The sequence below is a fragment of the Reticulibacter mediterranei genome (assembly GCF_016587455.1).
This window is the reverse complement of record NZ_BNJK01000003.1, coordinates 44546-65722: the sequence shown is the minus strand read 5'-3', so window position 1 is coordinate 65722 and position 21177 is coordinate 44546. Positions and strand designations below refer to the sequence as shown.

General features: G+C 53.6%; 25 protein-coding genes. All 25 read left to right on the top strand.

All coding sequences use genetic code 11. From position 1 onward, the window contains the following. Positions 1-57 precede the first annotated feature (57 nt). The 25 genes from K3T83_RS53090 to K3T83_RS52970 all read left to right on the top strand — a co-directional run bounded on the left by K3T83_RS53090 (position 58) and on the right by K3T83_RS52970 (position 21167). Entirely contained in the window at positions 58-732 is a 675-nt protein-coding gene (locus K3T83_RS53090) for a group II intron reverse transcriptase/maturase (RefSeq protein ID WP_268963621.1), read from the top strand. Then, positions 729-1346, top strand: a complete 618-nt coding sequence (locus K3T83_RS53085) for a hypothetical protein (RefSeq protein ID WP_220211239.1) — start codon at positions 729-731, stop codon at positions 1344-1346. Before K3T83_RS53090 ends, K3T83_RS53085 begins: the two co-directional genes overlap by 4 nt. Continuing rightward, a complete protein-coding gene (locus K3T83_RS53080) occupies positions 1285-2115 on the top strand; it encodes a hypothetical protein (protein ID WP_220211238.1) in 831 nt (276 codons plus the stop codon). Before K3T83_RS53085 ends, K3T83_RS53080 begins: the two co-directional genes overlap by 62 nt. 203 nt (positions 2116-2318) lie before the next feature. Further along, positions 2319-3641: a pentapeptide repeat-containing protein gene (locus K3T83_RS53075; RefSeq protein WP_220211237.1), complete on the top strand. Its 1323-nt coding sequence runs from the start codon at positions 2319-2321 to the stop codon at positions 3639-3641. Between the two features lie 403 nt (positions 3642-4044). Then, positions 4045-5361, top strand: coding sequence for a pentapeptide repeat-containing protein (locus K3T83_RS53070; RefSeq protein ID WP_308441745.1), 1317 nt, complete (start codon positions 4045-4047; stop codon positions 5359-5361). A 143-nt stretch (positions 5362-5504) separates the two neighbouring features. Then, entirely contained in the window at positions 5505-6098 is a 594-nt protein-coding gene (locus K3T83_RS53065) for a hypothetical protein (RefSeq protein WP_220211235.1), read from the top strand. Continuing rightward, a complete protein-coding gene (locus K3T83_RS53060; RefSeq protein ID WP_220211234.1) occupies positions 6095-6619 on the top strand; it encodes a DUF6908 domain-containing protein in 525 nt (174 codons plus the stop codon). Before K3T83_RS53065 ends, K3T83_RS53060 begins: the two co-directional genes overlap by 4 nt. A 99-nt stretch (positions 6620-6718) precedes the next feature. Then, entirely contained in the window at positions 6719-7642 is a 924-nt protein-coding gene (locus K3T83_RS53055) for a hypothetical protein (RefSeq protein WP_220211233.1), read from the top strand. Beyond that, a complete protein-coding gene (locus K3T83_RS53050) occupies positions 7642-8544 on the top strand; it encodes a hypothetical protein (RefSeq protein WP_220211232.1) in 903 nt (300 codons plus the stop codon). The genes K3T83_RS53055 and K3T83_RS53050 overlap by 1 nt, the downstream gene beginning before the upstream one ends. A gap of 13 nt (positions 8545-8557) precedes the next feature. Then, complete coding sequence (locus tag K3T83_RS53045) at positions 8558-9154, top strand: hypothetical protein (protein ID WP_220211231.1); 597 nt, start codon at positions 8558-8560, stop codon at positions 9152-9154. Further along, positions 9154-9372 (top strand): hypothetical protein, encoded by a 219-nt coding sequence (locus K3T83_RS53040; protein WP_220211230.1) that lies wholly within the window; start codon positions 9154-9156, stop codon positions 9370-9372. Before K3T83_RS53045 ends, K3T83_RS53040 begins: the two co-directional genes overlap by 1 nt. Next, positions 9369-10172, top strand: a complete 804-nt coding sequence (locus K3T83_RS53035) for a hypothetical protein (protein WP_220211229.1) — start codon at positions 9369-9371, stop codon at positions 10170-10172. The genes K3T83_RS53040 and K3T83_RS53035 overlap by 4 nt, the downstream gene beginning before the upstream one ends. 28 nt (positions 10173-10200) lie before the next feature. Further along, a complete protein-coding gene (gene ruvC / locus K3T83_RS53030; RefSeq protein ID WP_236065343.1) occupies positions 10201-10740 on the top strand; it encodes a crossover junction endodeoxyribonuclease RuvC in 540 nt (179 codons plus the stop codon). After that, the gene (locus K3T83_RS53025; protein ID WP_220211227.1) at positions 10730-10942 is read left to right on the top strand and encodes a hypothetical protein; all 213 of its coding nucleotides are present in this window, start codon (positions 10730-10732) and stop codon (positions 10940-10942) included. Before ruvC ends, K3T83_RS53025 begins: the two co-directional genes overlap by 11 nt. Further along, on the top strand, positions 10935-11438 hold the full coding sequence (locus K3T83_RS53020) for a DUF3780 domain-containing protein (RefSeq protein ID WP_220211226.1): 504 nt from the start codon (positions 10935-10937) through the stop codon (positions 11436-11438). Before K3T83_RS53025 ends, K3T83_RS53020 begins: the two co-directional genes overlap by 8 nt. Before the next feature lie 96 nt (positions 11439-11534). Next, positions 11535-12845: a DNA polymerase III subunit beta family protein gene (locus tag K3T83_RS53015; RefSeq protein WP_220211225.1), complete on the top strand. Its 1311-nt coding sequence runs from the start codon at positions 11535-11537 to the stop codon at positions 12843-12845. Between the two features lie 81 nt (positions 12846-12926). Further along, positions 12927-14195: a DNA polymerase III subunit beta gene (gene dnaN / locus K3T83_RS53010; RefSeq protein ID WP_220211224.1), complete on the top strand. Its 1269-nt coding sequence runs from the start codon at positions 12927-12929 to the stop codon at positions 14193-14195. A gap of 127 nt (positions 14196-14322) precedes the next feature. After that, complete coding sequence (locus K3T83_RS53005) at positions 14323-14643, top strand: hypothetical protein (RefSeq protein WP_220211223.1); 321 nt, start codon at positions 14323-14325, stop codon at positions 14641-14643. 140 nt (positions 14644-14783) lie between these two features. Beyond that, positions 14784-15692 carry a hypothetical protein gene (locus K3T83_RS53000; protein ID WP_220211222.1) on the top strand — a complete coding sequence of 303 codons (909 nt, stop codon included), beginning with the start codon at positions 14784-14786 and terminating at the stop codon, positions 15690-15692. Between the two features lie 32 nt (positions 15693-15724). Then, the gene (locus K3T83_RS52995; protein ID WP_220211221.1) at positions 15725-16465 is read left to right on the top strand and encodes a hypothetical protein; all 741 of its coding nucleotides are present in this window, start codon (positions 15725-15727) and stop codon (positions 16463-16465) included. Between the two features lie 610 nt (positions 16466-17075). Further along, on the top strand, positions 17076-17495 hold the full coding sequence (locus K3T83_RS52990) for a hypothetical protein (protein ID WP_220211220.1): 420 nt from the start codon (positions 17076-17078) through the stop codon (positions 17493-17495). After that, positions 17492-18235: a hypothetical protein gene (locus tag K3T83_RS52985; RefSeq protein ID WP_220211219.1), complete on the top strand. Its 744-nt coding sequence runs from the start codon at positions 17492-17494 to the stop codon at positions 18233-18235. The genes K3T83_RS52990 and K3T83_RS52985 overlap by 4 nt, the downstream gene beginning before the upstream one ends. Before the next feature lie 13 nt (positions 18236-18248). Then, positions 18249-18944, top strand: coding sequence for a hypothetical protein (locus tag K3T83_RS52980; RefSeq protein ID WP_220211218.1), 696 nt, complete (start codon positions 18249-18251; stop codon positions 18942-18944). 174 nt (positions 18945-19118) lie between these two features. Beyond that, on the top strand, positions 19119-19499 hold the full coding sequence (locus tag K3T83_RS52975) for an ArsR/SmtB family transcription factor (protein ID WP_220211217.1): 381 nt from the start codon (positions 19119-19121) through the stop codon (positions 19497-19499). Between the two features lie 72 nt (positions 19500-19571). After that, positions 19572-21167, top strand: coding sequence for a sigma-70 family RNA polymerase sigma factor (locus tag K3T83_RS52970; protein ID WP_220211216.1), 1596 nt, complete (start codon positions 19572-19574; stop codon positions 21165-21167). Positions 21168-21177 lie beyond the last annotated feature (10 nt).

Sequence of the window (21177 nt, the reverse complement as noted above, 5' to 3'; positions counted from 1 at the left end):
CAACGCGCTGATGATAAGCACAACTCCAAATCGGGGCATCGGACTATCAATGGCAAAATGGGATTGCGAGTTCCTGCCGATGTTGTCAAACAGCGATGCGCCAAATACATGCAAAAAGGAAAACCTGCACACCGGAACGAACTGGTGCAAAACGATGACTTCACCATCATCGCTCAGTATCAAGCCGAATACCGGGGTCTCGTTCAATACTATCTCCTGGCAAACAACGTATCCTGGTTCCACCAGTTACTTTGGGTCATGCAAACCTCACTGCTCAGAACGTTGGCAAAGAAACATCGATCAAGTGTAAAAGCTATGTTCGAGAAGTACCGCGCTACAACTGAGACTCCCTACGGAGTCATGATATGCCTGGAAAAAGTGGTTGAACGAGAAAACGGGAAAAAGCCTCTCATTGCGCGTTTCGGAGGCATACCGCTGAGAAGACAAGAAAAAGCAATCCTTACTGACCTCGATCCAGCCTTCTATCAAAGGCGAGGCCATGATCGCAACGAACTCATTAAACGACTTCTTGCGGATACATGTGAACTCTGTGGATCAAAGAAGAACATAGAGGTCCATCACATCAGAAAAATGGCAGACCTGAACGTAAAAGGACGGAGAGAGAAGCCCCTGTGGGTAAAAAGAATGGCAGAAAGAAGACGAAAAACACTCGTTGTTTGCGCCGAATGTCATGAAAGAATTCACAGAGGCGATGGAAAACCTCGTCCTTGAAAGTAATCACTGGAGAGCGGAGTGCGGTGAAAGCCGCACGCTCCGTTCGGCGGGGGCCAGACGAAAAAGGAGTTGCAAAACCACCTCGTCGGCTGGCTACCCGACTTTTGGGGCGCTTCCCACGGCAGACCATGCCAGTCTTCCGTGAGATCATCCACGAAGTTGTCCCGTTCGTCGGGCGGGAAGGCGTGAAGCAGATCCATATCTGGGGTTGTCTCTTCGCGCCGGCCTTGGGCGAGTTGCTCTGGCTGTGTGACCAGTACGGCATCAAGCTCTCCACGGATTCCGTTTACCCCTCGCTGCGGCCTGTGCTCGGTCGGTGGGGGTATGCCTCTTGGGCCGATAAAACCTATAAGTATCGCCGCCCCCCGACCGGGCCTGAACTGGGCCGACACCGAAAGATCCATTGCTGGCTCGTACGCAGATGGCTTGAGCACTTCCGTGAGCGGGAACCGCACCACTATCGCTGGCGGGCGATCCGTCGGCAAGCGAGCCTCTTCTTCGACCATGAGGAAACGCCAGCCCTGAGTATGCTACTACGAAAGGAGCCTTATGCGAACGGCTGTTACGTCCCTGTGCGAGCAAACAGCCTGGCACCAGTGGATTCCGCTTGAGAACAGTTGGCGGGGAAAACAGGTGCCCACCTGTCCTGGCCTCTACCGCATTTTGCTGATAGGAGAGCGTGTCCAGATGGCCTATATCGGCCAGTCGTCTAACCTCAAGGAGCGTCTTGGAGCGCTCAAACACATTTACGCCGAGCAGGCCCCATTGCACACGCCACATTTCGCTGGCCCAGCTCTCTGGCAGTGGCGTCAATATAAGCCGCCATCGCGCTTTGACGTATCAGTCGCCCCATTTCCCACGGTCCCGAAACCGCTTCGGCTCGGTCTGGAGTGCCTGGCGATTGCCTTGTGCCAGCAAGAGGACGGCGCGTCCCCCCTGGCAAATTTTGGACGGACCCGTGACGAGTGGTGTGCGCTGTGGGACGCCTCACCAGAACAACGAGCGAAAGAAGTCGCGCCGACCGGATCACTTGATGGCAGTCCCCACACCGAAGTGTGGTGTGGCCTGGAGTGGACCCCCTGGACCCCTTTGCGCCGCGAGCCGCTGTCTGGAGTAGGGATGGGCCTCTACCGCCTGCGCGTTGCAGGCTGTGATCCGCTTCTCTATGTTGGACAAGGGGATATTGCCGCCCGACTGAAAGCGTCTCGTTCAACGTTGCCGCTGGAATGTTCCTGGGTCTCGGGGGACTGGACCTATCATCGCCGCCTGGAACTGCGATCCACCGCTGTTGGCGCCCATCTTGTGTCGCTCTCCACGGTCCCTCTGTGGCAATTCGAGCAAGGTTCTCCCCTCGGCGGACCTGCTGATATCGCAGCATAAAGAGCGTTGCTCCCCTGCACATGAGACAGCCTGGTGATCACGCCAATAGCCTGTCTCATCTGAGGAGAGTGCATATGCACTCTCCTATTCCTACTTGTGTGTTGTGTCTCTCTCACGATACAGGAGCATGCTGCTCTCGTGAGAGCTTGTTTCGTGATGAAAGGAGGACGCCTCAAGACGCTTGTGTGTTGGGGCGTCATTGTATGATCATGCATACTGCGACGACACTATATCGCTTGCTTGGTACCAAACACCAGTTGCTAGCAAGAATGACCTGGATCGTGACCCACTATCCCGCAGAGGAGGCAGAATGGTTGCTTCAGAAATTCCTCTCGCGTCGTTCTATGCCGTTGTCAGAGGATGAGTGCGCACGGTTTTGCGCTTTTCTCAAGAAGGATTTGCAAGGTGTGGATTTGCAGAAAGAAAACCTCACTAACCTGCATCTTGAGGGTTTCAATTTTGCTAAAGCCCAACTGCAGGGAGCGAATCTCTCTGGGTCCAACCTCCGTGGGGCAACCTTTACCCGTGCAAATCTCACCGGAACGCGCTGTTATCACACGCAACTGCAAGGAGCCGTGTTGCGTCAGGCAGCGCTATGTGACGCAGACTTGAGGCACGCGGATCTGACTGAGGCCAATCTCATTGATGCCAACCTGACACGTGCGAATTTCGCCGAGGCTACGCTCTCCCATGCCAACTGCTCACGTGTACAGGCACAACAGGCCTATTTTGCGTATGCTGTGCTCACAGATTCTACCTGGGATGAGGCGAATTTGGAGGGAGCATGTTTGAACGCAATAGAGGGATCAGGGGTCAGTTTTGCGCAGGCACGGTTGCGGTACACGACAGTGTCGCATGCTGTGATGAAAGAGGCAAATCTGAGACAGGCTACCTGTTCCTCTAGCGACTGGTCGTACACGAATCTGCAAAGAGCTACGCTCATGCGGGCGGATTTCTCCTTGAGTAACCTTCAGGGGATTAATGTAGAGGACGCCTCCCTCGATCACTGTTCGTGCCGCGCTGCAGCGTTTGGCACTGCTGGGCTACGGTATAACAGCAAAACGAGTATCGATGTTAACAACCACGATTTGATCAGTATGGTGTTGCTCTCCCGCGCTCAGACAGCGGTACAGAAGCAGTTTGCCCTCTATATTCGGCATGAGACGAATCTCTGTTGGTCCGGGTTTACAAAGCTGCTCCTCTGTCACTCGACGGAGATGAGGCTGTGGGTCAAGGAAACGCTGTGGAGTGTTGAGAGCTTGCAGGCTTCTGTCCAGGAATATGAGCGGTACCTGACCCGTTGGGCTGCCGGCGAGGGACTCGTCGTAGAACTCAGACACATCAATGCATCCCTCCATCACTTGATGAATGAGGAGATTAGGAAGCAGGCATCCCTCAAAAAAGACGAACTCTATTGGTTTCTGCGCGGTGTATTCACCTCGGCTTGTCAGCAACCGGGGATAGTACTGAGCGAAGAGCAGCACGCTGCGGTGATTCACCAGCTTCGTGTCTTGACGAACCAATAAGGAGACGCTTCACCATACGTCTATACGCTGTTGGTGCGCATCTCCTGTCGCCTTCCACAATTATAGCAATGTGAGCAGGGTGCTCCGCTTGGCAGACCCGCTGGACTAGCTCTACTACCACGAGGCTAGTTCACTCTTCACTCGAGCCACTCAATAATGCCCTAGAAACATCAAGCCTTTTTCTATCCGAGAGAAGCATGGTAGTTCTTTCCTGTAGCGTGCTTCTCCCTTGAAATTGTCGTTGTTTGCGCTCTTGCTTGAGAGCAGCCCGTTCCACTGGTTATAATGATCTTCCTCTATCCTGTGGAACACTGGTCCCCTCTCAAGCAAGAGCGCATGTTTTTGGTGAAAGGAGCGACGGCACGCCCTCGAACTCTTCAGAGCGTGCCGTACTACAACGAATATGCAGACGACCAATACATTTTATCGCTTGCTTTGCACGAACCAACAGTTGTTAGCGAAACTGAGGTTGGCGGCGACACACTACCCACAAGCGAAGGCAGAACGACTGTTTCACAAATTACTCGTCCATCATCACATGCTGCCGTCAGAGCCACTGGATTATGTACGCCTCTCTGCCTTCTTAAAGAAGGATTTTCAGGGGGGTGACTTGCGAAAGGAAGATCTGTCTTCGATGGATCTTGAGGGGTTCGATTTTACGGGGGCCATGTTGCAGGAGGCGAATCTCACGGGAAGTAACCTCTCTCATGCAAATTTCACGCGTGCAAATCTGAGCAGGGTGGAGGGCCGCCAAGTGCAGATGCAGTACGCCGTGCTTTGTGAAGCGGAGATGACGGACGCAATCTTTGCGCGTGCTGATCTTTCTCATGCGAATCTCCATGCCGCAACGCTCACGCGCGCTGATTTCACGAGAGCAACATTCTCACACGCGACCTGCTCGTGGGTGAGCGCCATGCAAGCAACCTTTGCAGATGCTGTTTTGACCGCTTCTCTTTGGAACAAGGCCAATCTGGTAGGAGCCTGTTTGAACTATGCTCAAGGGACTCAGGCCAGTTTTGCTCGGGCCAATCTCACCCATGCGACGGTGAGGCATGCAGTCTTGAATAATGCTATCCTGACAGAGGCGAAGTGTGGTTATGGCGACTGGCTCGACACTAGTTTGCAAGCAGCTTCTTTGGTGGATGCCGACTTCTCCTTCAGTAATCTGCGAGACATCGATGTCGAGGATGCCTCCCTCCGTGACTGCCGCTGTGAATCCGCAACCTTTGGAAGAGGGTTGCACTATAATGCCAAGACTACCATCGACTCCAATAATCACGACTTAATTAGCATGGTGCTGCTCTCCTGCGCCCATACAGCGGAGCAAAAGCAATTTGCCCTCTACATTCGGTATGAAACGAATCTCTGCTGGGCAGGGTTTACCCGACTCTTACTCCGTCAGCCAGCGGAAATGGCCGCATGGGTGAAGGAATCGCTGAGGACCGTTGATAGCCTGAAATCGTCTGTCGAGGAATTTGAAAACCGTTTCCAGCAGTGGCTTTCCGCTGAGGAACGATCAGTCTCTCTCTGCGATCTCAATCCCTCTCTGCATCACTTCATGAATGAGCAGATCAAGAAGCATGACGCTCTCCGAGCGGACGAACTCTACTGGTTCCTGCGTGGTGTCCTTGCATCAGCCTGCCAGAACCCAGAGATGGCAGTAAGCGAGGAGTACCATGGTGTTGTATTAGAGCGTCTTCGCGAGTTGATTTGCTCGTAGAAGATGGCGCGAGATATCTGGATGAGCTGATTGATGACACTCCCATCGCACATCGACTGATACACGTTGTTTTCTGTTGATCGCCCCTATTCGCAGACCCGCGAATAGGGGCTTCCTGTTGCTCTCGGAAAGGAGGGTTTTCGATGGATGTTCAGGTCCAAGAAGGCGATCATGGAAACGCAGGGAAGGAGACCCAGGGAAGAGCGTTGTCTGAGGACGAGTATACCCTCTCCTTCCTTATTGCGGTGCAATTTGGAGCTGTTTGGGGGCATTGCTATGAAAATACGTATCCCTTGGTCTTTGCTCTCCCAGCATTGTTTGATCCGCACGGTCTGTTCGTGGAAGGCTGGATGGTCTTTGAGGATGCTGATCGCGTGGTGTTGATGGAACATGGCTGGCTAATGAGCGGCGAACAGATCGTTGATCCAACTATTGTGCTGGCCGTTGAAATTGGGCAGCCTGTCTACTACTTCCCTGGTGTGTTTCGTGCGAGAGCCGAATTGGAGGCACTGGAAAACGAGTTCTTTCCTCATGTGCGCTTTTCTGAGTACGGGGCCGATGGCATGGGGCATCCTGGCTATCGCGCGGCCTATGAGGCAGCACACCACAAAGCTACATCGCAGATGCGCGATAAAAAAACCTTTGTCGAAGTGAGAGCAACCGTCCTCTCGCTACAGGAAGAGACAAGGAAGACGTATCCTCTTGGCCCTGCCGCAGAACGAAGGGGAGGCGTATGAGCAAAAGCGCAGGTGAACTGCTGCTTCAGCGCGTGCACCAGGTGGTACGAGCGGCCAAACTGTGGGAAGAGTTTGAGACAACGACAGAGCAGTTCACCCTAACTGTAGAGAATGAACCCTATATGTCGCTGATCATCGAAAGTTGGCCTATCGCTGATTCTCTGCAAGGAGAGCGGCGGCATGTCCTGGTGGCACACTACTACACGGTGAAAGAACAGCGCTACCCAGATCCTGAATTAGTCATGACCGAATATGGTTTTCCTGTGCGACTCAGACAGACAGTGTTTGGTATTCTGGAAACACCTCTCCTCTGGCGAGACCCACAGACGCAAGACGTTCTGGTGAACATTCGTGGCAAAAGGGATGTCGCTGAACTTTTACGCATCTGGGCAAAAAACATTGGATATCAGGGATTTGCCCAGGCCGCCTCGCGAATCATTCCCGCTGCACGCAGTAAAGCGCTCTCTCCAATGAAAGAAGATAAGCATCTTCCTCTGTCTGATATACCTCCGCCCGTCTAGACAAACACTCGTCCGTTAAAATTTTCCATTTTGTCGTGCAAGAGCAGCGAATATCAATTCGCTGCTCTTTTTGTAGTTTCTTAAAGGAGTACGCGTACCATGTTGTATTCATCGCTCTATCCAACCAACCATCTGCTAACTTCCCTTTCCATCCATGAGCATCGTGTACCGCTTTGTCATGCTGATGCCGTTCATGCGCTTATGGAGGAAAAACCGTTCCTCCAGCAATCGCTCCCTCCCATTTTCATGGCACTCCAGGCCCTTGAGGAGTGTCCTCTATTGCGCACTGTGCTGGACACGTTTCCTCCACATATCAACTATGCGGTAAAGGCAAGTCTACTTGCACCTGATGTGCATCAAGAACGACGGCTCTCTATCCTGGAAAAGCTCATCAGAAAAAGAGACGACGTGAGTAATGTCGTGGAAGCCGCAGGTCCAGTACCACTTCCCTTCCTGCTCCGGCACGAGTGTGTGTTTGGGATCATCGAAGGCATGCTCCTGGACCCTGCTGAATATCGCCGTGAGTTGGCCTTTCTGTTCACGCAACTTTCCATTTACTGGCTGCCGCCAAGACTGCGGAAGGTCTCTTCTGCAATGCTCCCACTCAAGGTACTTCCTACCTACTCAAATTGGTTTTTGTGTTCTGCGGCCGAGCGCCGGTTGAAGCTGTCCATGGACGATCAAGCGGTCCTGCTCGTCAACGATGCGCTTTTGCTCAAATTCAACGGAAAAATGAGCGGGTTGGCACTGCATACGACGCTGCTGGCCGATGGGACGCAACTGATGGAGGGGTGTTGGTATGCGCCTATCGATCAGCGTGAAGCGATACGCGATGCCTTTGATCGCGGAGAGAGCCGGCTCTCTCTAGAAGGCCAGTGGACCTTTATTCGTGTGCTCAAAGATTCATCTCTGTTGCAAGAGGCACGAGTCTGTGCAGCAGCATTGCCCACAACATTGCCATTGCAGATAGACGACAGGTCGCGTGAGAAGTATCGGCGCTATTACCATGAAGGCTTTGTTTGATGGATACGCATCCCTCCTGTGAGCGGGCTTGGTCTTCGTGGCAGCCGTTGGAAGGATGCTGGCGGGAAGCGCGTATTCCAGCGTGTTCCGGCCTCTACCGCATCCGTATCGTTATTTCCCTTCATCGCATGAGCTTTCCTGTTGTTGTCTATATTGGCCAATCCGGCGACCTGCGGACACGTATGGGACACTTCAAGGCGGTCTTTGGAAACTCCATGCCGTTTAAAAGCCCGCATATTGCCGGGCCGCCGTTGTGGGCTATTCGGCAGCGTCTTCGGCAAGAACGGGTTCTGGCCAGCTTCGAGGTCTCCGTCATGGAGCTTGGCGATGTGTCCCGCTCGCTACGGTTGGGATATGAGTGTGTTGCGATTGCGCGTCAGCGCACGTGGCATCCCGATCGGTTTCTGGCGAACTTTGGCAGGATGCCACGTGGGTATCTTGCTTCGACTTTTCACAAAGGCCAGGCAAGTGACTTTCATGGCTATCCCACGCCGAGGCGCAATGACAGTCATCTTCCGGCTAGCGTCCCAGCTGGCGATCTTGAACGTTCCCTTCCTGATGACCTCAATTGGTGCGGCCACCACTGGTCCTGTTGGGTGGCGGTGAAAGATGCTGCACCACTGAAGGAGACGGTTGGCCTCTATCGCCTCAAGCTGGCTAACCAGCCAGAGATGCTGTACGTGGGGCAGGGGCGCGTGCGCGATCGGTTGGCTCCCTACCGAAGAGAGGAGGCTGTGTACTGTTCCTGGGTGGGTGGCATGTGGCACGAACACGAGCGATTGGCGTTGTTGAACGATCTGATCGCATCGCATGTCCTCCTCATCGGCCACCCGCCCCTTTGGCAATTTTCGGATGAGGAGGGAGGGGAAAAAAGAGCATTGATCCCCCCTGCTCCTGTATGAAAGGAACGGATTGATGGATACTGGAGAAGGACCGTATCGGCTGAAGCGGCTCCGTCTCGTCCAAAGTGACCTCTATGCTCCCGATGAGGAGAAACAACCCTGGCCCACAGTGATGGGCAGTTCGGAAGAATTCTTTGTGATCGGAAAAATCAGGAGAAATAATGCAGATGGTGAGGAGTGTTTTCTCCCTGACCGTTGTGACGGCAAGATTTGCAGCGCGTTTCGGAGCGAAGGATGGGCCAGCCAACTCTGCTACACACTCAACGTCTCCTCGTTCTACGCCATCTGGAAGTCCTATCCTTACGAAGCGCCGACGAGGCGGGTGCTTTTGATCGACGCAACCCTTCACTACTTCGCGCCCGGGCTGGAATATGCGATTGAACAGGCACGGCGAGAGGGGTATGAGCGGGCGCTGACAGATCTTATTCGTGCTGCGCCCCGACACGAGACATGGTATATCAGCACTGCGGTAGCATGTCTGAATCAGGGAGAGGCGGTCTCCATCAAGTCGCCTCGAACACCCAGCGAGGCACCTCCGCTGCTGACCCTGCCTTTTGCCGCTTTGGCACAGGTGGCGTTCCCGATGAAAAGGATGGGAGAGAAGCGGTGATGACGTTCTCTTCTGATCAGCGGCTTACCGAGCAGCAGGCACGTTCTTTGAAGCACCAGCCCGATACAGGTCAGGGACTTCGGGACCAGGTACTCATGTGTTTCTTGCTCAACGAGAAACTCCCGGTCAAAGTCATCAGTGCGCTCCATGTCTCCGCATTTGACCGGACGGCGAAAACATTGGGTCTTCCCCGGGCGGCGAGGAGGAACTGCTGTTGACGGAGGAGACCTTTCGTGTGCTGCATGAGTACGTGAAGCGGACGACTCCTGCAGCCAATCTGATTCAGGCAAGCGTGTCAAACGGTGAATTATCGGGTGGCGGGATGACGCCAGGGGCAATTTATGCACGTGTGGAGCACCTGGGAGCGGTGCAGGGCTTCAAAGGAAAATTGACAGTTGAGGCATGTTATGCCTATCACGACCCGTCAATCACGGTTCCTAAGCCGTGCAAACGGACCTTAACGAAAGCGGTGGAACCGCAGCGACCCCAACAATGCGAACATGTTCCGCCATCGCTTGCTTCGCCTACCATGAGCCTTGAGAGGCTGATGGAGGGCCTCTCACACCTTGAAGAGCGCCTGGGGGCTCTTGTGTATATTCAGCAGGGTGGGAATATTACGCCGCATCTGGAGTCCGTCTGCATGCAGTTGGATGCAGAGTGCGAAACCCTTGAAGTTGAACTGGCGTCGTTACGCCAGGTGGTGAAGGTCCTTCCCCTCCACTTTATGCTGTTGCGTCTTTTCCCCCAGCGGGAAGCACTGCTGAGTGAATCGCTGCTCTTGAGACTGGAAGTGTGTGCGACGACCAACCTCTCCGAAGCGTTCCTGGCCGCACTCCTCAGATCCACCGCTGAAGAGCATGCATATCGGGCATGTGCGCGCTTGGTTGCGCAGGAACTAGGGGAAGATGTAGTGGAGAGGCTTGCTGACCTGCTGAGAGGTGTCGTCGTCTATGCTGGCATGCACACGCAGCGACAGATAGATGCGCTTCGGGCTTCGTCAAAAACAACGATTGGATGACGACGATACTAGTGCCAAGGAGACATATGTGACCTCTATCGATTGGCGAATACGCTCCCCACCCGAGAAACGGATAATGCTCGGCATCGATCCGGGCCTTGCCATTACTGGCTATGCCGTGTTACACGGACAGCATGGGGAATTGCAGCTACGCACCTGCGGCGTGCTTCGGACCTCGCAGCATTTGCTGTTGCCAGATCGCCTGCAATCGCTCTATGAACAATTGACCATGCTACTTACCATGTATGAGCCTACTGAAGCGGCGATGGAACTCCTCTTGTTCGGCAAGAATCGCAAGACTGCACTTGCCGTCAGTCATGCGCGTGGAGTGACCATGCTCGCTCTCAGACAGGCCCATCTCTCCATTGCTGAGTATACTCCTTCGCAGGTTAAGCGTGCCGTCACGGGATACGGAAACGCAAGGAAACCCCAGGTGGGGGAAATGGTACGTGTGCAGCTCAGGCTCTCGACCATTCCTCGGCCAGATGATGCTGCCGACGCTGCTGCTGTTGCCATATGCCATGCTCGTATGATCGTAGAGAAAGGAACCACCACCTATGACACGTGATACGACGTTGATGTCTGTGCGAGAGGGTTCTCTTCTGCAATTGGTCTTGTTTCCAGACCTGCTGGGAGCTGACGCCTTCTCGCTTGCCGAATGTCTACGACAAGACGCGCAACGTGAGGTCGAGGAGCCGCGAGAATTCGCACTGGGACCAGCTCCTGGCCAACTGTTGTTATTCAGTGGAGCATGGAAGTCTCATGGATAATCAAAGGAATGAGGTGAGGACAAAACAGCCTCGTCAGACCCGAGGCTTCGGTGAGAGTGTTGCCCATCATTTCGTGGTAACGATTCCTCCAGATCGAAGGAGCACCGTCACGATTGCAGAGCAGTATGGGGAAACGGATGTCGTGGAACGTTGTGTCCTTGCTCATCACCTTTGGGCTGCTATTGCGGAAGATGTTCGCTACGAGTTCAATCAACGGCTCAAGGAGAAACATCTTCCCACAGGCCGGTGGCGTCCAGGGGAGAACAAGGTAGAGCGCCTGTTGGGTAAAGAATTGTTGGTCCTGGTATGGGCTATCGAGCAGCAACTTGACAGCTTTGGCGTCGGAACGGCCATTCGGAACTGGCGAGGGCTCAGGCCAGAAGAGCGGTGGTGGCTCTGTACCATGACAGCCGCCGCAACTGGCAGGCCAGAGGATGCCGGAAGAGGCTGGCGGAAAGCCCTCTTCTATATATTGCTAGAGAATCCGGTGAGTTGAGATTTACTGATGTCATTCATAGCGATCTGCTGACACTAGACAAGGCGACCGACTGGTCGCCTTTTTTCATGTTTCATTCTTGGAAAGGGAAAAGCCTTGCAATTTACTGTAGATGCATCTGCTCTGTTGGAGGCGCTAAAACGGGTCTCTCTTCGTTCTCGCATGCACTCGTTCGTTCAACTCCAGGTACAGGATGGGAAGCTCACACTATGCACCTGCACAGAACCCCCATCTCTGTGGAGTACGCGAGAAACATCTTCAGTAAGAGTACGCTTAGAGTTCACCGAAGCGCTCGTGATTGCCGAGGAAGGACACTATGCTGTTCAGTATCAGGCATTAGTGAAGCTGCTCAAAAACACCGATGGGCTCGTTACCCTACGACAGGAAGAGCAAATACTCATCGTCGAACATCTGGGTGATCTGAAGCGGCAAACGCCCATTGCGGGAACCAGCGACTTTCCAGGGGAGGTCGCTGGATTGGAAGAAGGGGCAACCTACACGAAGAAGGAGATTCACTGGGGGAATTGCCCGACGTGTGGTTCCCGTGAGCGCCAAGAACACCTGGATCTGTATCGGATTGTTGCCAGGACAACGCAGCAAGCGCGCCTCGAACGGGAGTGCTTTGTCTCCATGTTCAATCGAGTCAAGTGGGCGGTTGGATCGAGGGATGAGCAGAGAGGTCAGGCATTGACGGGAGTCCATTTGAGCATAAAAGGAGGAGAGATCTTACTCCAAGCCTGCAATCGTACCTGTATCGCCCAGTGCCGGGAGCCGTTGCCAGATACCAGGGATTGGGAACATGGAGTGCTCATTCCTGCCAAGCAATTAAAGCACGTATTAAAACTCTTCCCGCCACAAGAGGGAGAACTGTCTCTGGAAGCGGTGTTTGAACAGTATCAGCGCATCAAGAGGGATGAAGAAGAGGTATCTGATGCACCACTGCTCAGAGCGAAGGCGATCCGTTTCTTGGCCGGGGCGATGCAGATTACCATAAGTTTGTTGAATGAAGAAGGGTTCCCCAAAGGGTTGGAACGTTTCTTCTCCAGGACAGATGAGACACGTGTGGTGTGTGCGACTGCTCACTTGCTCACTGCTTGTGAAACCGTTGCGCGCGTGGCACAGGTGTATCGCCATGCGTTCTGGCTTCGCGTCAATGAGGCTGGAATGAGCATCGAAACGAAGCACGAACTGACTCCGAAGTTGGCGTTACACCAGGTATCTGTTCTAAGCAGAACAGGTCAGGCTGTCAGCGTAGCTGCCAGTCCCTGGCAACTGCCCCGGATGCTCAGAGGTATTGATGCCCCTCTGGTGGAGATCGCGTTCGGCGGCCCGGAAGACCCCATCGTGCTTACGTCCACCGCTGGAGCGTGCCGATATGCAATTGCTGCGGCAAAAGTAGCCGAATAGTCATAAGCTGGCTGAACACGCGCCAGCAGACAGAATTCAACCTGTCTGCTGGCGCTTTTTTGTGCCAAGAAAAGGAAATATATGCAGTTTACGATCAACCAGGCAGAAATGATGGAGGCCCTCAAGACGGTAAAGTGTTTGGGTCGGAGCGCACTCCCAATCCTCAATCATGTCTTGATCGAGGCGAAGGAAGGCACGGTCATCTTCACGATGACTGATCTGACGATGCTCGTCACGTTCACTGCTGCGGTGACGGTCACAGTTGCAGAGGAGGGAACATACGCTGTGGACTACCAACAGTTGCTCAACACCGTTAAGGCGCTCCCAAAAAAGGCTGAGATTGTGGTGCAACGACTGGAGGGCTCCATCGAAATCGCGTGTGCTGGCCGCAAATTTGTTCGGGGCATGGATGCGGAGGACTATCCAACTGGGCCAACGGTCCGTATGGCCGGAGATCGGTATACAGAAACGAGAGACGAGTTCGAGGTAGAGAAGCGTACAACCAATACCTATACGTATGAAGTGCTTGAAACGCCACTGCAACAGCTCTGCCTTCCTCGCGAGCAACTGGCGACGATGCTGAATCAGGCTGCCTATGCGGCGGCACAAGATGATTCTCGGCCAATCTTTCAGGCCATTTATACCGAACTCAAAGAGGATACGCTGACGATGGTGACCGCCGATGCGTTTCGCCTCCTGAAACATGGGGTCGAGGTGCCTGGTGCGGGCTCCTGGGAGTATCCCGTCCTCATTCCTGCAAAATACTTCGTGCACATTGTGAAGCTTTTGCCGAAGGAGTGCGGTGTTGATATCGAGGTGCGTTTTACCTGTGATAAAGCCGTGGAGAAAAATGGACAGGCCATAAGCGATGCGCCCACACTCTTGAAAGCCCTCCAGGTGTGTTTTACCACAGAGACGACGACGATCTTGCTTCGACCGATAGAAGGCACGTACCCAAATTATAGAGGCATCGTGCCCAAAGGGTGGGATACCCGCCTCGTTTGTGCGACCGCCGAATTATTGCGCGGCTACCAGGCTCTTTTGCCTGTCGCCAAAGATGCGAGCAATATCACAACATTACGCGTTGTGGAGGACAAGGCATGGATTGAGGCCACGGCCGAGGGACTGCCGGAGCCAACCGTGCATGAAGTCTCTGGAGGGGTCACAGGCCCTACTGTTCAGACGATCCTCAATTGTCAATATATGCTTGCGTTTCTGAAAGCGACGAAGGCACCAGAAGTTGCGATTGAGTTGACCTCGTCGGCGCGGCCAGTCGTGGCGCGGCCACTAGGTGGAGTGCCTGGTGAGGAGACCCTCTATGTCGTTATGCCCATGAGCGTTAATCGGTAGAAGCCCTGCTTGCCAGGGCTATGCCTGCTTCTTCGAGCGTGGGAAGAAAACATCAGGAATAGTGCTCGTATGCTCAACATAAGGAGGATCGACCAGATTCTCCTTGCCCTTATGAAAGGCATCTCTTATGATCGCAGTTGATCTTGAACGACAGGGGTTACAAGGGCATTCCTATTGTGCTCATGGGGAAATAGCTGGTTCGACGGAACTGTGGTATCTCCTCAAAGAGCCAGCCCTAGCGTTCCTACATTGTCTCAAATACGAATACCCTCATCTTGAGTTTCAGGTAAGGATACGGGTCCGTCCTAGCTACATCAATGATGGTTTTGTCCCAGAAGTAGCTCTCACGCTTCTCTCCTCCAATGATGGCACGCTGGCAGCCTCTTTACTACAACAATTTGTTGCTGCGCATGCACACCTCGTGACCGGAGAGGAAGAAGGAGGATGAGGCTATGAAACCCCGCTAGATCGCTGCCCGGTGAGGATACCATCGCCGTATCAATGATTGGGAGAACAGGCATTCTCCTCAGCAGTATCTTTGGTACTGCTGAGGAGAATGCCTGTTTTGTGTAGAAAGGCAAATAACTCATGGAAGCAACCACATCCACCTGTACCGTACCAATACTTGCACAATTGTTACTTTCCGCGCCGAAAAGTCGGCGGCTGGATCTGGCTATTGCAACGCTTTTGTGCCAGGTCTCACAAGAAGAGGCGCTCGTGATTGAGCACGGCAAGCGGTCAACCATGTCTATCTGGTATTTTTCCAGAAACGAGCGTCGCTATGCCTATACGGCAACGAGCGGGTCCCTGCTCGGTTACAGTGATCCTGTCCCCTCTTATTCTCGGCAGGATGTGAATGAGGAGGTTGTGCAATGGATCACTGGGACCAAAATGGGCAGATTCCAGGTTGTTTCTACCCAGAATGGAACCTGTAGGACGATCCAGGTAACAGTCGTTCCGTTTCGTGCCTATGGCGACTCACCAATGTATAGGCGACAAGGAGAGGTGAGCACTGGTGACTGGCGTAGGGAAGAGTGCCGGCTAACGTGTCTGGCGACGCTTGATGCCTATGCCCCCGATCTTCTCGATCTCCTGGACTCTGATCAACTTCCAACGAAAGAAAAGCCTCGTTCATTTCTTGATTACCCCAGGACTAGATCGACACGGGAACTTGTCTGGCAACCACTCTTGCTGCCAAAGTATATCTTGGACACCATTCCCTGTATGCATCAGCATCAGGAGTATCAAGGAATCCGGATGGACTGTTCAGAAGATGGAACTCACTACTGCCCCGGGTGTGGAGGGTACTATTGCGAGGAACATATCTCTGATGTTGGGTATTGGTTTGATATGACGGCTGAAGAACTGGATGGGTCGCAACCCAGTATGCGCCAACGGAAACGGATTTGTGTCTCCTGTGCATGGCTTTCGGAAGTGGATGTCCAGCAATTGCGCCGTACACGACTGGAGTTGAACGCGGATGGACGAGGATTCTGATGTGATACGTGAGAAAGAAGAGAGGAATAGAAATGGTGCGTCCTCCACAATTGTATCTTCATCATATTGGCATCGAAGGATTTGACACGGATGCCCCGAAAACGCTCTATAACACCCAGAATATCGAGAGCATCTGCTGTGTGCTGGACGACGAGCATCGCGAGCAGACGCACGCAGTCCTTCATCGACTCTTCCCTGGCGGTCAGTGTTATTGCTGGGGCGTGCCGGAGAAGGCTCCAGTGCTAGGGAATCTCACCGCAGGAGACTATGTCCTGCTCATGCGCACAACGCGTGTAGGTGGTGAGATTCCCGTCCTTGGCTGGGTGAAGTATGTTCTTCCGGTTCAGTCCCCAGAACTATCACGAGTACTCTGGGGGAAGGACAAATATCCCCTCATCTTTATGTTTGAGGCCGAACGCATCTCTTTAACGTGGGATGAGTTTCGCCTACACATGGGATACAGTGACCGCTACGATCCACATGGCCGCTTCCAGTCTGTCAGGCCAAAGAAATTGATGGAGCACTATGGCGGAGCCAAAGGCTATATTGCGTTTGTACGCAAGCACTACGCTGTGGGCGCCTTGCGATTTCCTCAGCGCCAGATCGAAATCGAGGAGATCGCAGGACAGGAACACAGTGCCGGGTTCCTATCTACAGATACACCCATTACCTCACTACCATCGGGAAGGCCGTATAGTCACGACCCCCTGGCAACACATACTTCATTCGTGGAGCCATCGTTGTGGCTGCCAGATGCAGGGAGGACAGCTTGAAGCGTGGGCCTGTATGTTACTTCAGCTTCCGCACTATGCTTTGCATAGTGCCTAGAGTGTAGCTGGAGCAGAGAAGGGGCAATGAATGGATACTGAGCACTCGAGACATACTCAGGGGCTCAGTAGGTGGGAAAGAGAAATCAGATTTCAAAAGGAAAGGTTTGAGAGCAGTGCCACACAACAAGAGAATGAAATGTAGTGCCTGTAATACAAGGTATGTGAGGGATTTGCACTCGTGTTGCCATCGCTATCTGTGCGAGGTCTGTCATCCGCAACACTGTGCCATTTTTCCCAAACTGGCTGAAATTAAGATGCTGAGACGGCTCGTACGGAATTTGCACGTGGCATTGTGTCAGGTAGTAGCTGGCGAAGCCCTTTCATCAGAGCAGAAAGAGAACCTGGATGAGAATGTGGGGTATGCTATTGGGCCAAATTATGAGGATGTTGTTGAGGAGTAATAGCACTGTCCAAGAACTGCATGCTGTTGGATGCCCATGTGAAGAACGTCCGCGAGTGACCGCAATGGTGCAGTATGATGCTGAAGCCATGTTGTTCTGCTTGCACGATGGCATGCGAGAAGACAGTTCTTTCGCAAAAAGGAGAGGATGTCATGAGTCAACAACAAGAAGAAAAGCCACCAGCCCCTCGTGGAAGTGGTACGCAGGTCGTCGTTTCCAATTGGGAGGGGGACCGTGCGTATCTCGCCAGTGACCGCTACTTCGATCAGGAAACCCAAAGGTGGGGCTATCTGGTCTCCCGAGTTCCCAAAGAGGGAACCAGATCCGTCTCACATTTTGTCGTCGAAGCGCACGTGAGCGCTGTATGTCATTATGGAGAATCCTGTAATGCCTCGGCCTCCGTCCAATGTCCTCGGTGTACCCAGTGGTACTGTGCCAGCCATGCGGGAGAATTATTCCTGGACCGTGCGAAGATCATGGGGGAGATCGTTATGTTGCCCGCGCCTCTGTGTCCAGAGTGCCATTACTCGCTTTTCTGGAGGCCTGCGCTGGAGAGGGATCGAGCTGAATGAACGAGGAGGCTTCCTACACAGTATGCTATGACCGCCTGCCGCCGAAACACTCGCTGCACGGCGAGGGAGCCTACCAGACCTATCTCAAAGATCGTACGGCTCAGAGCGTGGAACTGCAACGCCACCCTCTTCCACCAGGCTCTTTTGGGCTGATTGTCGAGGCCAATACCTCTGCGCACTGGACGATGAGGCGACCTCAAATCGTCCTTGGAACAGTAGAGAGCCGAGCCATGTTCCGTTTACAAAAGGGGTATCGCCTGGAAGATGGTCTGGGTGGACTTGCTGTGGTACGCGCAGCGGTGTTTGTTCCCTCCTCACGTACGGTCTATGGTGACACCGCTCTTGATATTGCCATCCGTCCCCTGGGGCGAATGACCTGGGGGTTCCGGTCAACACACCGCAGTGAGCCTGCTCATGACCCCATGCGGTTGCACCAGCATAGATCACGGAGGAGACACTCCGTACGACGCGATCCTGTCGCAGGTGAAGGACAAGGCATCACTTTTACGACGTTGGGTGAACCGCTGGCGGAGACCACTCACTGTGGTATTCCACTCTGGACACATATGCTTGTCAGGATTATCGGGAAAAAAGAGGACTTTGCGCATGCGATTGCTCTTTCGTTTATTGGACGGAAAACGCTCTTCTTCCCTGATGAAGCGCGAAGCAAGGTCGGTGTCTGTCATAAAATCCTTTTCCGTCCGGGCATACAAGAGGAAGGGCGTCAGGAGAACCCTTGAAAGCAAGGTGACCATGATTGAGAGCGAAGAAACCCTTGATGCGCGTTCCTCGCAAGAATGCGGCGGGCCTTGGAAGTTGATCGAGGAACTGAACAGAAAACTGTACCTGGAGCGCGTGGCGGAACTGCGTCACGTGACTGAACGGTTACGAGTACCGAACACGGTGGAAACGTGGAAGTCCTGGTTCGTCAACGAGGCATTGACGCGAACTTGGAGAGGCATTCAGCAGGCGAACGCGCCTCTGCTCCTGACGGCTGCGACCATGCTCCTAACGGTGGCTCAGCTCGATGAGCGGGATATTCACTGCTCATCGAAACTGCCTGTCTACCCTGACGTGCTCTTTCAGCACATCTCCACTGACGCTTTCCCTCCTAGCAGCATGGCCGCAAAAAAAGAATGCCAGGCATGGTCGAGCCTGACGACACTTCGGACGATGTGCCGATTAACCGATACGATCGTCGAGGCCCGGCAGCGTGAAGCAGGTCTTCCTGTTCCTGGCACGCTGCCAAATTGGGGAGCGTGGCTCATCCACGAGGCGACGATGAATATCGTCGATGCCGCCGCCGAACATGGCAATCCCATGAGTAGCTGGGGAAGCGCCTGGCTCTTTCGTCTCTCCTCTCACGAACTTGCCGGCGTCGTCAGACTCTACGAACTAGGAGTACGACCAGATATGACGTCCTTTTCGTTTCCGCTCCTTCATGCCTGATGACAATGGCTGTTTGCTTTCTCGTTGCAGGGGACAGATAGCGCATTGCCTTTCCTCCACACAGCACCTACTACAGCGAGTTGTGGTAGGCTTTACGTTTTGTTTGAGCACTGTCTCCCTGCACAAATTCTCTTGTGCAGGGAGACAGTGCTTTTAGTATCAGGAGGTGAACTCATGATAACCGATGCGATACAAAAGATTCGAGAGAGCACATGCATAAGCTCTCCTCGCTTTGTCTCACCGCTATCCGAAGAGGATGCCGTCGTTCGGGCACGTTTGCTCAAAGCGTTGGCAGATCCAACGCGCTTGCGTATTCTGAGCGTACTTAGTCGCCACGAGGGAGAAATTTGTGTGTTTGAGATCGTAGCATGTTTTCATCTGGAGCAGCCGACTATTTCACACCATTTGCGTATCTTACGTGATGCTGGACTGGTCGATAGCCGGAAGAAGGGTCTGTGGGCCTATTACTTCATCAACCGTGATGCACTTGTGCGTGCGCGTGCAGTCGTTGAAGCATGTGACGAAGCGGGATTGATCTTCCCAACCACAAAATAGGGTGTAATCGATCCCTCTGCCTCGGGCTGCAATCAACTGATCGCAGCCCGTGTTTGTTCTGGAGGACCAACGATGACAACACCTCCTCAATCGAGGATGGAGACTCCATTCCAGGTTCTTTTTACCACGATTGTCCTCGGCGATTGGCGTCAGCTTGATGGAGAGCAAATCGATAACCTGATACAGCAGATCCGTTTCGTCAAAGCACACTATGTTGAAGCGGTCTTAGAGCGAAACACGCCTACACCTCCTCTAGAGGCACTCGATGCCATCCTGGTTGGGTTGTATATAACACGGGATGTGCTCGGCGGTCAGGATCTCCAAAGAAGAACAGCATTCTATGAGGCATGTGCCAAGGTTCAAGGGATGTTGCTGCGTGAATGGTCATGCCTTGCCACGAATGATCCGCTGGTCGAACAAGGGGAGTCATTGTCTTTGGAGAGTATGACCGAGGCTGGCATACCATCCACTCACCTCGTGGATGCAGCAGCTCCCATCAGACAGCCACGAAACGCAGTATCCGGCTATATCTTGACGGATGAGATTGCAGAACGCATCCGACGCTTTGCCTGTGAAACACCTCTTGGGAAGTGGGGAGCGACCAGGATGTTAGCCGAGCAACTGGGCGTTCCCCCAAAAATAGCCTTGCAATGGGCCGCGCAACTTGGCTGTCGTCAGCCGATCCGGCGTCGTCGTCGTACCACCCAACGTGCCGGAGAGACTCTGGGGCAGGAACGCGACGATGTTCAGCAGGAGGATGCCTCTACACATGCGCAAGAAACCAAGGAGAAGCAACATCCAGGGAGTCGTTCGCCGCCCCTTTCGGATGAAGGTAGCATGGTAAAGCCAGCAAGGCATGCCTCTGGCCACCGGGCTGCGCTCCTTTCAGCAGAAGAAGAGCGGAGATTGGCGGTACTGGTGACGGCTGGAGGTGAAACTGCGCAGAAGGCATGTGAGCGCTTTGTCGTAGCTAATCAAGGGTTGGTATGGAACATTGCTCGTAAATATACGCTGGCAGGTTCCGTGACCCTCTCGCTCGAAGATCTCGTTCAAGAGGGAAATATCGGCTTGCTCCGGGCCATTCCCACGTTTGACCCTGACCGGGGTCGCTTCAGCACCCATGCAACCTGGTGGATTAAGCAGGCCATCAGGCGTGCTTGTGAGGAAAAGAGCAGGACGATTCGGTTGCCGTCTCATATCCATCAACGGCTCTTCAGAGTACGACGAGTGCGAGAGCGGCTGACGGTAGAATTGGGGCAAGAGCCAACGTCCGAACAGATCACCAGCGAAACGCAGGTGTCGGTAGCACAATTAGCAATGCTCCAGCAACTCCCACTATCATCCTCACTGGAGCAACAGTTGTGCACTAATGAGGATGACGACCGCTGCATGGGCGAACTCCTTGCTGATATGTCAGTGCCTTCACCCGAAGAGGCCGTTGTTGAATCTGTTTTTGCCGAGGAGGTGCAGCGCGTTCTGGTAGAAGTCCTCTCTGCGCGTGAGTTGCGCGTTATAGAGCTGCGTTTTGGTATGGGGTTGGACGAGGAACAGACCCTGGCTCAGGCAGGGCGCGAACTTGCGGTCTCACGCGAACGAGCGCGACAGATAGCGGAACGCGCCATAGAGAAATTGCGTGCCTCGCCGCACGTCTCGGCACTTTGGAAATAATTTCGTACCA

Coding starts and splice junctions, on each gene's coding strand:
- K3T83_RS53090 (WP_268963621.1), top strand. CDS start 58: ATGGGATTGCGAGTTCCTGCCGATGTTGTCAAACAGCGATGCGCCAAA.
- K3T83_RS53080 (WP_220211238.1), top strand. CDS start 1,285: ATGCGAACGGCTGTTACGTCCCTGTGCGAGCAAACAGCCTGGCACCAG.
- K3T83_RS53075 (WP_220211237.1), top strand. CDS start 2,319: ATGATCATGCATACTGCGACGACACTATATCGCTTGCTTGGTACCAAA.
- K3T83_RS53070 (WP_308441745.1), top strand. CDS start 4,045: ATGCAGACGACCAATACATTTTATCGCTTGCTTTGCACGAACCAACAG.
- K3T83_RS53065 (WP_220211235.1), top strand. CDS start 5,505: ATGGATGTTCAGGTCCAAGAAGGCGATCATGGAAACGCAGGGAAGGAG.
- K3T83_RS53060 (WP_220211234.1), top strand. CDS start 6,095: ATGAGCAAAAGCGCAGGTGAACTGCTGCTTCAGCGCGTGCACCAGGTG.
- K3T83_RS53055 (WP_220211233.1), top strand. CDS start 6,719: ATGTTGTATTCATCGCTCTATCCAACCAACCATCTGCTAACTTCCCTT.
- K3T83_RS53050 (WP_220211232.1), top strand. CDS start 7,642: ATGGATACGCATCCCTCCTGTGAGCGGGCTTGGTCTTCGTGGCAGCCG.
- K3T83_RS53045 (WP_220211231.1), top strand. CDS start 8,558: ATGGATACTGGAGAAGGACCGTATCGGCTGAAGCGGCTCCGTCTCGTC.
- K3T83_RS53040 (WP_220211230.1), top strand. CDS start 9,154: ATGACGTTCTCTTCTGATCAGCGGCTTACCGAGCAGCAGGCACGTTCT.
- K3T83_RS53025 (WP_220211227.1), top strand. CDS start 10,730: ATGACACGTGATACGACGTTGATGTCTGTGCGAGAGGGTTCTCTTCTG.
- K3T83_RS53020 (WP_220211226.1), top strand. CDS start 10,935: ATGGATAATCAAAGGAATGAGGTGAGGACAAAACAGCCTCGTCAGACC.
- dnaN (WP_220211224.1), top strand. CDS start 12,927: ATGCAGTTTACGATCAACCAGGCAGAAATGATGGAGGCCCTCAAGACG.
- K3T83_RS53005 (WP_220211223.1), top strand. CDS start 14,323: ATGATCGCAGTTGATCTTGAACGACAGGGGTTACAAGGGCATTCCTAT.
- K3T83_RS53000 (WP_220211222.1), top strand. CDS start 14,784: ATGGAAGCAACCACATCCACCTGTACCGTACCAATACTTGCACAATTG.
- K3T83_RS52995 (WP_220211221.1), top strand. CDS start 15,725: ATGGTGCGTCCTCCACAATTGTATCTTCATCATATTGGCATCGAAGGA.
- K3T83_RS52990 (WP_220211220.1), top strand. CDS start 17,076: ATGAGTCAACAACAAGAAGAAAAGCCACCAGCCCCTCGTGGAAGTGGT.
- K3T83_RS52985 (WP_220211219.1), top strand. CDS start 17,492: ATGAACGAGGAGGCTTCCTACACAGTATGCTATGACCGCCTGCCGCCG.
- K3T83_RS52980 (WP_220211218.1), top strand. CDS start 18,249: ATGATTGAGAGCGAAGAAACCCTTGATGCGCGTTCCTCGCAAGAATGC.
- K3T83_RS52975 (WP_220211217.1), top strand. CDS start 19,119: ATGATAACCGATGCGATACAAAAGATTCGAGAGAGCACATGCATAAGC.
- K3T83_RS52970 (WP_220211216.1), top strand. CDS start 19,572: ATGACAACACCTCCTCAATCGAGGATGGAGACTCCATTCCAGGTTCTT.